The organism is Flavobacterium tagetis, from assembly GCF_016735615.1.
Taxonomy (GTDB): domain Bacteria; phylum Bacteroidota; class Bacteroidia; order Flavobacteriales; family Flavobacteriaceae; genus Flavobacterium; species Flavobacterium tagetis.
On sequence record NZ_JAERSF010000003.1, the window covers coordinates 538,938 to 551,796 of the forward strand.

Genomic DNA, 12,859 nt, shown 5'->3' on the forward strand with positions numbered 1-12,859 from the left:
TATTTTTTCATCCCAAAGGGTTAAATTTCTGTACAAGTATCTTTTCTAGTTTCAAGATCTCTTGAGATTCTGTACGATATATATCCGATGCCAAATATGATGGCGACAAGTATGATTGTGATATAGTTTTCCATTTATTATTTTTCTTCGTTATGAATTACAGCGATTGGTTTCCCGCTCACTTTTTCTTGTAAATGCTGGAAGATGATGAATAAAACAGGAATGATAAACAAACCTAGAATTACTCCTGAAAGCATACCTCCAGCTGCCCCGATACTGATGGAGTGGTTACCTTGTGCTGATGGACCTTTGGCACTCATCATTGGTATTAGACCAACCACAAAAGCAAGAGACGTCATGATAATTGGTCGCAAACGTAATTTTGCTGCCATAATTGAAGCTGCTATTAAACCTTGTCCTGATCTTCTTCGCTGTGCCGCAAATTCCACAATCAAGATGGCATTTTTAGCGAGAAGTCCAATCAGCATGACAAGCGCAACTTGTACGTAAATATTGTTTTCAATTCCAGTTAAACCAATAGCAACGAATACTCCAAAAATACCTGCAGGGATTGACAAGATTACTGCCAAAGGCAAAATGTAACTTTCGTACTGTGCAGCAAGTAGGAAATAAACGAATATCAAACACAGTAAAAATATAGTTGCTGATTGTCCTCCTGACGAAATCTCCTCACGAGTTTGGCCCGAGAATTCAAACCCGTAACCTGCAGGCAATTGTTGTTTTGCTACTTCTTCAATTGCTTTAATAGCATCTCCGGAACTAAATCCAGGTTTCGGAATCGCATTAATAGAAATTGAATTAAATAAATTGTATCTAGAAGCGGTTTCAGAACCATAAATACGAGTCAGTTTTACTAAAGTATTTATAGGCACCATTTCGCCTGTTTTGTTTTTTACAAAAACTCTGTCAATTGCTGTTGGATCTGCTCGATCTTCGATATCAGCCTGAACAACAACTCGGTAATATTTACCAAAACGGTTAAAGTCAGATGCCTGTGCGCTACCAAAGTAAGCCTGCATCGTTTGTAAAATGTCTTTAACATTAACACCCAATTGATTTGCTTTTTCGTCGTTAACTTCCAATTGCAATTGTGGATAATCTGCTTTGAAAGAAGTAAAAGCAACTGCAATCTCTGGACGTTTCATTAATTCGCCGATAAAGTTTTGAGAGATTCCGCTGAATTTATCCAGTTTCCCTCCTGTTTTATCCTGAAGAACCAAATCTAAAGCCTCAACGTTACTAAATCCTGGAACAGTTGGGAAACTGAATACGAAGAAACTTCCTCCGGAAATTCCACCTAGTTTTCCTCTAACCTGATTCATGATTTCGTCAATATTTTTTACTTCTCCACGCTCTTCGTTTGGTTTAAGCAATACGAAAATTACAGCTGAAGATGGACTTGTTGAATTCGTCAATAAGTTGAAACCTGAAATCGCTGTAACGAATCTTGAAGCGTCTAATGCTTTTAAAGTATTCTCAGCTTCAGTCATTACTTTTTGAGTTCCGTCTAATGATGTTCCAGATGGCGTATTTACAGCAATTGCAATAAATCCTTGATCTTCTGTTGGAATAAACCCTGCAGGAGTTGTTTTTACCATCACTATAGTTGCCAAAGTAATTAACGCTAATCCACCTAAACTCAACCATTTTCTTCTGATTAAGAATTTAAGTCCGCCCACATAACGATTTGTAAGCGATTCAAAACTGCTGTTGAAAGCACTGAAGAATTTCTCTTTAAAACCTTTTTTCTGATATGGTTCATTGTGATCGTGTGCTCCGTGATTATCTTTTAAGAATAATGCCGCAAGAGCTGGACTCAATGTTAAGGCATTTACAGCCGAAATTACAATTGCAATTGCCATTGTAAAGGCAAACTGACGATAGAAAACTCCTGTTGAGCCTTCCATAAAACCAACCGGCAGGAATACAGCAGCCATTACCAGCGTAATCGAGATAATAGCACCCGTTATTTCGTGCATTGCTTCATGGGTTGCGATTTTTGGAGACAAACGTTTATGCTCCATTTTCGCATGCACCGCTTCGACTACCACAATGGCATCATCGACCACAATACCAATCGCCAGAATTAATGCGAAAAGTGTTAAAAGGTTGATCGAGAATCCGAATAACTGCATGAAGAAGAACGTTCCTAAAATTGCTACAGGTACAGCAATAGCCGGGATTAATGTTGATCTAAAATCTTGCAAGAAGATAAATACCACAATAAATACAAGAATAAAAGCTTCTATTAACGTATGCTCAACTTGTTCTATAGATTGGTCTAGAGATACTTTTGTACTATAGAAAATATTGTGTTTGATGCCTTTTGGAAAATCTTTAGAAGCTTTTTCCATCATTTTGTTAATGGCAATCTGAATATCATTTGAGTTAGATCCAGCTAACTGAATAACTCCAATTACAATTCCTTTTTTACCATTCAAACGAGTTAAACTATTGTAAGAGTAAGCTCCAAGTTCAACTCTCGCTACATCTTTTAAGCGAAGTACTGAGCCATCTGCATTAGAACGTATAGCAATATTTTCATAATCTTCTGGTTTGGTTAATTTCCCTTTGTATTTAATAACGTATTCAAAAACTTCTTTGCTTCGCTCTCCAAATTTCCCTGGAGCCGCTTCCAAACTTTTGTCTTGAATAGCGCCCATAACTTCGCTTGGCGTCACTTTGTAAGCTGACATTTGAGTTGGATTCAACCAAACGCGCATAGAGTAATCTTTTACACCACCAAAAATACTGGCAGAACCTACACCCGGAATACGTTTTAACTCCGGAATAATATTAATTTGAGCATAGTTGGCAACAAATGTCTGATCATATTTTGCTTCATCATCGGTATACATACCAATCGCCATGATGAAACTGTTTTGTTGTTTCGCCGTAACAATACCTTGCTGTACAACCTCTGCAGGAAGTTGGCTGGTTGCTTGCGCAACTCTATTTTGTACGTTTACCGCTGCTTGGTCAGCATCTGTTCCTAGTTTAAAGAAAACAGTAATTGCTAAAGTACCGTCGTTACTGGCTGTAGAACTCATGTAAGTCATGTTTTCTACACCATTTATAGATTCTTCGATAGAAGGTGCCACAGAACGCAAAACCGTTTCTGCGTTGGCTCCCGGATATACCGCCGTTACCAAAACCGATGGAGGCGCAATATCAGGAAACTGTTGTAAAGGCAGTTTAGTTAAACCCAATACCCCAAGAATCACCAATAAAATGGAAATTACGGTTGCCAGTACAGGTCTTTGTATAAATATTTTGAACATTGTGTTTTATAATTATTTTTGATTAGTTACTTCGGCAACTTTGGTTGATTTTTCAGGCTGAATCGCTTGCCCGTCCTGAAGTTTGTCAATACCGCTTAACACGATTTGGTCGCCAGTTTTTACACCTTCTTTAATTAAATAATTGGTTCCGCTTTTACCCACAACTGTTATAGGCATTTTAGTCACTTTGTTGTCTTTGCCTACAGTGAAAACAAATACTTTATCCTGCATTTCTACTGTAGCCGCTTGTGGAACTAAGATGGCATCGTCGTGCTGTAATCCTAAACGGATTCTTCCTGTGTTTCCAGAACGTAATACACCGCCTTTGTTAGGGAAAGTAGCTCTAATAGTGATTGCTCCAGTAGTTTTATCAAACTGCCCGTCAACCATATCAATTTTTCCTGTTTGAGGATACGCATTGTTATCAGCCAAAATCAAAGTAACTGGAGGTAATTTTTTGATTTTATCGCCAAGTGAATTTCCAGCATATTGTTCTTTGAAGTTGATGAAATCGGTTTCACCTAAAGAGAAATAAGCAAATACTTCGTGAACGTCTGATAAAGTAGTTAAAGGTTCAATATCTGTAGCAGAAACTAAGCTTCCTTGTTTTTTAGGAAGTCTTCCAATATAACCGCTCACTGGAGCTGTTACATTCGTATATCCTAAATTAATTTTAGCAGTACCAACCATTGCTTTTGCTTGTTCGATATTAGCAGCAGCAATTTTTTGAGAAGCTTTAGCTGTTTTTAACTGATAATCAGAAACTACTTTGTTTTGTACTAATGGAGTTAATTTATCAACTTCTAAATTAGCATTGATCAAAGCTGCTTCTGCAGCGTGAAGACTTGCTAAAGCATTGTTTAACTGCTCACGATACGGACGCTCATTAATTTTGAATAAAGTTTGTCCTTTGCTTACATAAGCACCTTCGTCTACATAAATTCTGTCAAGGTTTCCGCTTACTTGTGGGCGAATTTCAACATCAACAGTTCCTTGTATAGAAGCAGGGTATTCAGAGTCAGTTGTTGTGTTAGCACTTGTGATTGCCAATACAGGTAAAACCGGTGGAGGTGGAGCAGTAGGAGCCTGATTTTTATCGGCACAGCTGCTTAAAACTAAGGCCAGGATAAAACTGGTTATAATTACATTTTTCATTTTCATTGTGGTTTTAATTGGTTGAACATTTTCTCGGATAAAATTCTTTGGTATTCTGGCATTCTCGGGATTCATATTTAATTGAATTAAATTATCTAACATTGTTAAGTAAATGTGCGCAAATTTCCATACAGTAAGCTTCTCCAATTTTATTTAAAATCAGTATTAAATTATCTAACGATGTTAAGTAAAAGTCTAAAAAAAGAGCTTTTACTATCTTTATTAAATTTTCTAACAGTGTTAAGCGAAAGTTATAAAAAAAAGGATTTTATCTTATCCCGTTTAAATCATTTTACACTGTTAAGTAAAATTGAAAATTTTTTTATTGTATAGATTTGATGATACCAGTAATAGCATCCTTCAAAATCTGAGCATTTATTGTTTCTAAAATATCACTTTTGTTAATGATGTTGATGGCGATTAAACCATGAATAACAGAAAAGAAAGTAAAATATTTTTGTTTAATGATATCTTCACTAGGATTGCTGTCTTTCATAATTTCAGCAATAACACCAGTAAACAATTTGTAAGGTGCTTCCTGAGCCGAACATCGCTGTGCACAGCAAGTCATTTGAACACCAAACATAAGTTGATACATTTCAGTATTAGTAAAAGCGAAATCCCAATAAGTCATCCACATGGCTTCTAACTGATCTTCGGGTTTTTCAAACTTGTCTTTTGCAGTCTGCAACTCTTTAGCCAGTTTTAAAAAACCTTTGCCTGTCAGTTCTTCTAAAATTGCTTCTTTATTCGAGAAATATTCATAAATAATAGGAGCAGTATATTCGATTCTGTCGGCAATTTTACGCATACTCAAACCATTCCAGCCTTCATCTTTTACGATATCATAAGCAGCGCCAAGAATATTATTTCTTGTCTCTTCTTTTTGTCTTAAAATTCGATCTTTGCTAGCCATTGTATTCAAGTATTAAATCGTTTAACACTGTTAGGCAAATGTAGGGCAGATTTTCGGATTTCAAAATATTTTTGTCATAATATTTTCTTATTGGATCATAGAGAATGCTAAAATACTAGCAAAATAAGGTGTTTCGAAAGGTTTTGCGTTTTTGTAAAATTAAAATTTAAGTCAACTTTAAACTAATTTAAAGTAAATTAAGATGATTTTGATGTTTTTTGATTTTGAAAAACGTCTGATTTTCTCTTTGACGAATAAAATTTTGATTATTTCATTCCTCGAACGTTCATTTCTATTGTATAAATACTTTTACCGGCAGTAATAAATAATGTTTTGAATTTTTTTCCTCCAAAACAAACATTAGCTGTCCAAGGTTCAGGAACATCAATATGAGCTATTTTTTCTCCTTGTGGATTGAATATGGTAACTCCTTTTCCGCATAAGTAAATATTTCCCGACTCATCTATTGTCATTCCATCTGAACCTGATTCAGTAAACAGCGTCTTTTTACTTAAAGAACCATTACTTTCGATCGTATAAGAGTACGTTTTATTTGCTGCTATATCCGCAACGTATAAGGTTTTTCCATCCGAAGTTCCAATAATGCCATTTGGTTTTACAAGTTCATTTTCAACGTTGGTAATTTTGGATTTATCCGGAGATAAATAGTAAATGCATTCTTTCTCTATTTCTTTGGAGGTATATTTCCAGTAATCTCTTTGATAAAAGGGATCTGTAAAATAGATACCGCCTTTTGGATCAACCCAAAGATCATTAGGTCCATTCAGCCTTTTTCCTTCAAAGTTGTTTAGTATTACAGTATAATTTTTGTTTTTTTCTATTTTCCAAAGTTCATTTTTTTCATCGGCGCAAGCCAAAAGATTACCTGCGCGATCAAAATACAAACCGTTAGATCTTCCTGCATTTTCCATAAAAACAGAAAGTTTGCCATTAACGGACCATTTCATGATTCTATTATTAGGCTGATCCGTAAAATAAATATTTCCTTTCTTATCAGCTGCAGGTCCTTCTGTAAAACTGAATTGATCAGATAGTTTTGTGAGAACTGCACTTTTTGCTATTATGGAATTGCTTTTTTCTTTTGATGTCTGAGCGTATATAAAATTTGTAAAAGTTAAAATAATAAAAAATAAAAGGAATGATTTTATTTTAAGCTGGAGTGGGTTCATTATAAAAAGGTTTAAAACTTGCTTTTGAAGCGGTTTTAAAAGTAGTTTTTATTTCTGATATGAAATGCAATGAAATTAGAATTTTATTTTAATCTCAATTTATCAAAAACATTTTTTCGTAACATTACAAAAAAAAATGAAAACGCTAACTATCCTAAAAACCACAATTGCTGTTTTATTTTTCCAGCAGACCTTCTCTCAGGAAACCAAAAAAGAAACCGCAAAGCCACAATACACAATCGAAAACTGTGTCAATCACTTTGAGTTAGAAAAAGCTACCAAAACAAAAGTAGGCTACCAATATTGGTTTGCCAATAAGGATTTTACTCAAGAAAACACTTTAAAAATGAGTATTGTCGAACCAGGAAAATCTACGCACGCGCCGCATCACCATCCTGAAGAAGAATTTTTCTATATTTTAGAAGGAACTGCCGAATTCTTCCTTGACGGAAAAACGGTTACAGCAGGTCCAAATACTAGTTTCTATTGTCCGCCAAATGCCGAACACGGAATTAGCAATGCAGGTAAAACAGATTTAAAATATTTGGTTATTAAAAAGGACTTGAGGTAAAATCTTTCTTAATGTTGTGTAAGAGCTACGCAAATGTCTCTGACTTTGCGCAGCTGTTCAAAAGGCTACTGAATATCTTGTTTACTTCAAAATGACAACTTCTTCAGGAATCATAAACAAAAGTGTACAGCCAGTTCTAGAAAATACAGAATGTGTGCTTCCTGGTGGCATATACAAATAATCGCCTGCTTTTAGTTGGTCTTTTCCAGAGCGCACTTCGCCTTCTAGAACATAGATTTCTTCGCCTGCAGGATGCACGTGATTTGGATAAGAAGCGCCAGGCTCAAACTTTAAAAGAAAAGTAGGAGGGCGGTTTGTGGTTGTATCAAAGCGTAATACTTTAGCATAAATTCCGTCTGTTTTTACACCTTCTTCTATAAGAGGTTTCCATTCTAATTCAGTGCTTTTTGTGATTTTAGTTTCCATATGTATTCAAATTTAATTAGTTAATTTTTCAAAAAATATTCATCCAAACTCCATCTGTATTTGTCAACGGTGGCTAAGAGAAATGCGCCCATAGAAAAGACAAATACAGAATAATCGAGTGGATCTTTTATTCCGAAGGAATAAGTCATTGCAAGCGCAAATAGAAAAGTTAAGATAGAAGAGCCAATAGCCGTTTTTCTGGTTTGGTATCCAATCAGCAGTAAAACAGCAAATAGAGTCTCTAGAAAAGTGCTGACAATTGCGATGGGCTGAATGAAACTTTTTGGTAAAAACAAATTTACTTTTTCGGCATAAGAGAGAAAATTTTTCCAACCCGAAGATTGTTCTCCAAGCAAACCTAACCGACTTAAAACTGCAGATAAAAATCCAATTGCCATTGCGATTCGTAAAAGCAAAATGGCATAATCCTGATATCTTTTCATAAACTATTTTATTAGTAATTAATCAGATACAAAGATCAGGCAGTGGTGCTTTTTAAAGAATAGAGAATCCTAGGAAAAGCATGTAATTATGTTTTTGTGTACAATGCGATTGCAAGTAGAAACAAAGTCAAAATATTTTTATTTAATCTCGCAGAGTCGCAGAGTCGCAAAGCATTTTTTTTAAGCTTTATTATTAAAACTTTGCGACTTTGCGAGTAATTTTCGCAACGAAAGGAAAAAGCTTGGAAAACGGCTACAATTGCACAACTTTCTCTTTGTAAGATTTTGGTGAAATATTCGTGTGCTTTTTGAAGAAATTCGAAAAATAGAAAGGATCATTAAAACCTAAAGCATAAGCGGTTTCTTTTACCGATAATTTCTCGTAAGTAAACAAACGTTTTGCTTCAGAAATGATCAGTCCGAAGATAATATTTTGTGCGGTTTTGTTGCAATGAAGTTTAGAGAGTTCGTTTAATTTGGCTTCGGTTGTGCCAATTAAATTGGCGATTTCATTGACAGAAAGATTTTTGTCAAAATTACCGCGAATAGCTTCCAGAAAATGAAGAAACAAAGCATCTGGTTTGTAGATTTCTTCTCCCAATTTGATTTTAGAACGATTGATTTCTATTAAAATTAATTGAATTCTAGAGTGAATAGAGATGAGGTATTGATATGGTTTTTGGGCAATTTCCTGTTGGATAAGCGTTAAAGCATCAACAACCAATTTGTCGTCATCTACTATTATCACTTCATTCATTGCAAAATGACAGAACAAACTGTTGTGGAAAATTAACTCAATGTCGTTATCATTTTTACAGAAGAAATCATAAGTAAATTCGAGAACAAACCCGGTTGCGTTGCTGCTGTTTTTTATAAAATGAATTTGACCAGACGTTATTGTTAACACTGAATTTTTGGTGATTAGATATTCGTTTTCATCTACCGAAAGCGTTATTTCTCCTGATGTGCAAAAGAGCAGAACATATTTTAATACACGTCTAGGATACTTTAGATCTTCTGCCTGTTCAAACGTCTTTATTTCAATCATTTGTTTTGGAATTTAAACGCAATCCCGATAGTTATCAGGAGCTAATATTTTGTAAAGTTATGCATTTAAAGAATTTGTTTTCTGTGTTTTATAATGCTAATCTACATGTTTTTCAAAATAATTGAAAGCCATTTCTACAATTGCTTCTTTTGTTGTAAAACTGTATTGTACTCCATGATTGAGGGTATAAGAATCTCCAAGTTCGGGATAATGCTGTTTTCCATCTATCTGAAATGAATCTAGAACAGAAAGCCAGAGATTACGGTGTTGATCTTTGAAATAAAACTGATCTCGATTTGAAACAACTAAGATTGTCCCATTGTCATTGTCAAGAATTGAAGTATGGTTACTGTCTTCAAAATCACCCATAATAGTAATGTTGGTGTTGTAATTTTTAGACGTTAATTCTGCAATTTTTTTTGTTAGTGGCATAAGAAGTGGTATTTAATTTGTCTTGGAATAGTAAATTTAAAACCGCAGATTTCATCAATACTACCCCTAAAAGTTTTTTTTGTATTAAAATAAGGTTTTTTTTGAAAATTATTAAAGCAATAGTTCGCTGATGCGAGCATCTCGATTGTGAATATATTTTATTTCAATCTAATATATTGACACAAACGCGACACCACGATAACAAAGCGTGAGGTCTATAAAAAATAAAAACCTCGACTTTTTAAGGTCGAGGTTTCAGATTCTTTTTGTCTAAAAATTATTTAGTATTCATAAAAACAGATATTTAATTAACTATTAATTTGATATTATCTGTTTTTCCATTTGATAAAGAGGCTTTAATAAAATAAATACCGCTATTTAGTTTATTAAGATCGTATTTTAATTTCTGATTTTGATCTTTATTCATTTGTTCATCAATCTTTTGTCCCAATAAATTGTACAATTCAAATTTTGTGATCGTATTGTTTGTAGATTCTATTGTAACAAATTTGTTCGCTGGATTAGGATAAACTTTTACTTCTTTTTGATTTGCTTTTTCCGAAAGTTCATAATCTGGAACACCTAATGTACCTAAATTAACTTTCGCAACATATAGCTCATTTCCGCTTGTGTCAGTTCTTCCATTGAAATACAAGGCGTTACTTGTTGCTCCCATTTCTTGAATTGATTCATATCCTTCAAAATTTTTATTATTTAGAATATTAACGCTCAACTGTTCAGGGACATTCATTTTATCGTTAATCATCCATATATTCTTTGGAAACATTTCTGCTAAATAAAATAAATTGTCATCATAACAAGTTAAATTTCGAATATATAAAAAGTCATTGGTATCGGGCCCAGCCACTTTTTCTGTAATTTGGTTATTTGTTCTCCACAATTCTTTTGGTGTTCCATAAAAATCTTCTACAACAAAATAGACATAACTTCCACAAGAATAAACTACTTCTATGTCAAGGTCAGGCATTGTAGGGTGATTTGCAGCATCAAATACTAGTTTTGTTCCCTCTATAGTTCCATCAGTTTTATAAACTGATCTTCTAAAGCTGTCTGGATTTTTAGCAACAAAATATAATTGATTATCTAAAGTTGCACTAAATCGAATGTCACTATTTAGATTATCTCCAAAGCTTTTTAGATGTTTTGTCCCAGAGGCGGTTCCGTCAGATACCCACAAGTCATGTGGTCCATAAGTTGTTCCTGAAGTTTCAGCAACAATTAGTAGCTTATTATTTACTACTTTTAGAACTCGCATGTCGTTTAAAGATATGACTTTAACTGTACCAGATTCGGTTCCATTAGTTTTCCATAAAGATGTTCCCGAATAATCAATAGCGATGAAATAGACACTATTATTTAAAGTAACAAATTCTTTTGGATGACTACCGTAATTATAGCCGCCAGGATTGATATCTTTTACCATGAAAGTTCCAGCCTCTGTTCCGTCACTTTTCCATAATTCGACATCATTTACCCCATTATTGGCACTAAAATATAAAACATCATTTAAAACGGTAAATTCTTGCTTGTCATTGTGAGTTTTAAAACTGCTATTTTTGCCTGGATTTATATCTTTTACTAATACAGTTCCATTTTCTGTTCCGTCACTTTTCCAAAGCTCGAATCCATGTACGCCATCAATTGCACTAAAGAATAAGGTACCATTTATTACTTTCATATCAGAAAGATTATCAAGGGCTTCATAGGTTGGCTGTATATCCTTAACCAGTTTTGTGCCTTCTACAGTTCCATCACTTTTAAATAATTGTGTGCCATAAGTTGTTCCTCTTGCTCTAAAAAACAGATTGCCATTGACATCTGTAAACTTATCTGGATTACTGCCATTTTTATAGTTAAGATCTGCAAATATTGATGTTCCTTCTTTTGTTCCATCTGTTTGCCATAATTCAGTCCCATGTTTTTCATCTTTACCTGTAAAAATGGTTTTATTATTAAGAGTAATAAAATTATCAGGATACCCAGATGAATGGCTTGATCTTATATTGGCAAGTTCGACCGTTCCATTCGTAGTTCCATCACTAACCCAAATTGTTTGTTCACCAGAGCCATCAGCCTTAGTTGCAAAAAACAGAAGTTTATTGTTTATTTTGTCATTATAAAATTTATTTATAGAGGAAGATAAATTGCCATTATTGATGTCTTTAAATAAAATAGTGCCATTTGCAGTTCCGTCAGTTTTCCATATTTCATTTCCATTTATATCATCATTTGCAAGAAAATACACTTCATTATTAAACGCAATGTATTTACTGTTGTAATAATATATACTGTTGAATTTTGTGCCGTTAATGTCTTTAATCATCAATGTTCCTGCTTCTGTTCCGTCACTTTTCCATATTTCGGTACCATTGATGCCATCATTGGCTTCAAAAATTATATTATCGTTTAAAACGCAACCTTTTAAGTTGTTGGCGCTGGAATTATAACCGCTAAAAATGTCTTTTACAATAGTAGTTCCCGCTTCTGATCCATCACTTTTCCATAGTTCATTACCTTTAGAACCATCACTTGCAAAAAAGAAAAAGGAATTATTTGCAATCAAAAATTGATTTTCATTAACTGGAGAAGGATTGACATAGATGTTTTTTAGTATTACAGTTCCTGCTTCTGTTCCGTCACTTTTCCATAATTTATATCCTGTTTCATTATAGGCTACGAAATACAGATTATTATTAAAAACGAATAATGAATTTGGATTACTATTTCCGTTTAGGTATATGTCTTTTACCATATAAGTTCCAGCTTCTGTACCGTCACTAGTCCATAATTCGTAACCATTTACGCCATTACTTGCTGTAAAATATAATTTTCCATTAAATTCTATTAATCCTGAAGGGCCATTGTATTCGCCTTTTTCATTAGGATCTATATCTTTCACAATTACGGTTCCAGCTTCTGTTCCATCACTTTTCCATAGTTCGTTACCGTGTACAGCATCATAGGCGGTGAAGTAAAGGGTATTATTTATATTTATTAAGTTATTCGGACTTGAAGAACTTGGCCCAGGCAGAATATCTTTAATCATAAAAGTGCCTTCTTTTGTGCCATTTGAATACCATAATTCTCTGCCAAAATATTTGTAATATCCATCTGTAGCGGTGAAACAGAATCCGGATTTAAAAGGCGTTAAATTTTGAGGATAACTATCTTCTTGAAAATTCAATTCTATTAAAGTCGCATCTATATTTTGAGCTACTCCAGAATTAAAAACAGCAAAAAAAATGAAAAGAATAAAGTTGTACTTCATGCGTTTTGGTTATTTCTTTGGTTGGGTTATTTAAAATTTATTGTATTTACGGTAGATTTTTTTGTAATAAATTATCTGTCAAATATA

10 protein-coding genes are annotated in these 12,859 nt (G+C 33.9%); 1 reads left to right on the forward strand and 9 read right to left on the reverse strand.

Annotated elements, in window-relative coordinates:
• Positions 1-137: 137 nt before the first annotated feature.
• From JI750_RS16450 to JI750_RS16465, 4 genes are all read right to left on the reverse strand, one after another.
• Positions 138-3,302 carry an efflux RND transporter permease subunit gene (locus JI750_RS16450; RefSeq protein ID WP_202004422.1) on the reverse strand — a complete coding sequence of 1,055 codons (3,165 nt, stop codon included), beginning with the start codon at positions 3,300-3,302 and terminating at the stop codon, positions 138-140.
• Between the two features lie 12 nt (positions 3,303-3,314).
• A complete protein-coding gene (locus tag JI750_RS16455; RefSeq protein WP_202005218.1) occupies positions 3,315-4,532 on the reverse strand; it encodes an efflux RND transporter periplasmic adaptor subunit in 1,218 nt (405 codons plus the stop codon).
• Between the two features lie 247 nt (positions 4,533-4,779).
• A complete protein-coding gene (locus tag JI750_RS16460; RefSeq protein ID WP_111377152.1) occupies positions 4,780-5,373 on the reverse strand; it encodes a TetR/AcrR family transcriptional regulator in 594 nt (197 codons plus the stop codon).
• 266 nt (positions 5,374-5,639) lie between these two features.
• Complete coding sequence (locus tag JI750_RS16465; protein WP_202004425.1) at positions 5,640-6,563, reverse strand: SMP-30/gluconolactonase/LRE family protein; 924 nt, start codon at positions 6,561-6,563, stop codon at positions 5,640-5,642.
• Positions 6,564-6,699: 136 nt separating this feature from the next.
• On the opposite strand from JI750_RS16465, the gene JI750_RS16470 reads away from it, so the two are divergent.
• Positions 6,700-7,134, forward strand: a complete 435-nt coding sequence (locus tag JI750_RS16470; protein WP_202004428.1) for a cupin domain-containing protein — start codon at positions 6,700-6,702, stop codon at positions 7,132-7,134.
• An 81-nt stretch (positions 7,135-7,215) separates the two neighbouring features.
• Here the strand turns inward: JI750_RS16470 and JI750_RS16475 are convergent, their stop codons facing one another.
• The 5 genes from JI750_RS16475 to JI750_RS16495 all read right to left on the reverse strand — a co-directional run bounded on the left by JI750_RS16475 (position 7,216) and on the right by JI750_RS16495 (position 12,772).
• Positions 7,216-7,560 (reverse strand): dimethylsulfonioproprionate lyase family protein, encoded by a 345-nt coding sequence (locus JI750_RS16475; RefSeq protein WP_202004430.1) that lies wholly within the window; start codon positions 7,558-7,560, stop codon positions 7,216-7,218.
• 20 nt (positions 7,561-7,580) lie between these two features.
• The gene (locus tag JI750_RS16480; RefSeq protein ID WP_202004433.1) at positions 7,581-8,003 is read right to left on the reverse strand and encodes a DoxX family protein; all 423 of its coding nucleotides are present in this window, start codon (positions 8,001-8,003) and stop codon (positions 7,581-7,583) included.
• A gap of 253 nt (positions 8,004-8,256) precedes the next feature.
• Positions 8,257-9,051: a helix-turn-helix domain-containing protein gene (locus tag JI750_RS16485; RefSeq protein ID WP_202004436.1), complete on the reverse strand. Its 795-nt coding sequence runs from the start codon at positions 9,049-9,051 to the stop codon at positions 8,257-8,259.
• 96 nt (positions 9,052-9,147) lie between these two features.
• Complete coding sequence (locus tag JI750_RS16490) at positions 9,148-9,483, reverse strand: hypothetical protein (RefSeq protein WP_202004439.1); 336 nt, start codon at positions 9,481-9,483, stop codon at positions 9,148-9,150.
• Between the two features lie 304 nt (positions 9,484-9,787).
• Positions 9,788-12,772 (reverse strand): ELWxxDGT repeat protein, encoded by a 2,985-nt coding sequence (locus JI750_RS16495; protein ID WP_202004442.1) that lies wholly within the window; start codon positions 12,770-12,772, stop codon positions 9,788-9,790.
• Positions 12,773-12,859: the final 87 nt, after the last annotated feature.

Coding starts and splice junctions, on each gene's coding strand:
- JI750_RS16470 (WP_202004428.1), top strand. CDS start 6,700: ATGAAAACGCTAACTATCCTAAAAACCACAATTGCTGTTTTATTTTTC.
- JI750_RS16465 (WP_202004425.1), bottom strand. CDS start 6,563: ATGAACCCACTCCAGCTTAAAATAAAATCATTCCTTTTATTTTTTATT.
- JI750_RS16450 (WP_202004422.1), bottom strand. CDS start 3,302: ATGTTCAAAATATTTATACAAAGACCTGTACTGGCAACCGTAATTTCC.
- JI750_RS16495 (WP_202004442.1), bottom strand. CDS start 12,772: ATGAAGTACAACTTTATTCTTTTCATTTTTTTTGCTGTTTTTAATTCT.
- JI750_RS16475 (WP_202004430.1), bottom strand. CDS start 7,560: ATGGAAACTAAAATCACAAAAAGCACTGAATTAGAATGGAAACCTCTT.
- JI750_RS16490 (WP_202004439.1), bottom strand. CDS start 9,483: ATGCCACTAACAAAAAAAATTGCAGAATTAACGTCTAAAAATTACAAC.
- JI750_RS16455 (WP_202005218.1), bottom strand. CDS start 4,532: ATGAATCCCGAGAATGCCAGAATACCAAAGAATTTTATCCGAGAAAAT.
- JI750_RS16480 (WP_202004433.1), bottom strand. CDS start 8,003: ATGAAAAGATATCAGGATTATGCCATTTTGCTTTTACGAATCGCAATG.
- JI750_RS16485 (WP_202004436.1), bottom strand. CDS start 9,051: ATGATTGAAATAAAGACGTTTGAACAGGCAGAAGATCTAAAGTATCCT.
- JI750_RS16460 (WP_111377152.1), bottom strand. CDS start 5,373: ATGGCTAGCAAAGATCGAATTTTAAGACAAAAAGAAGAGACAAGAAAT.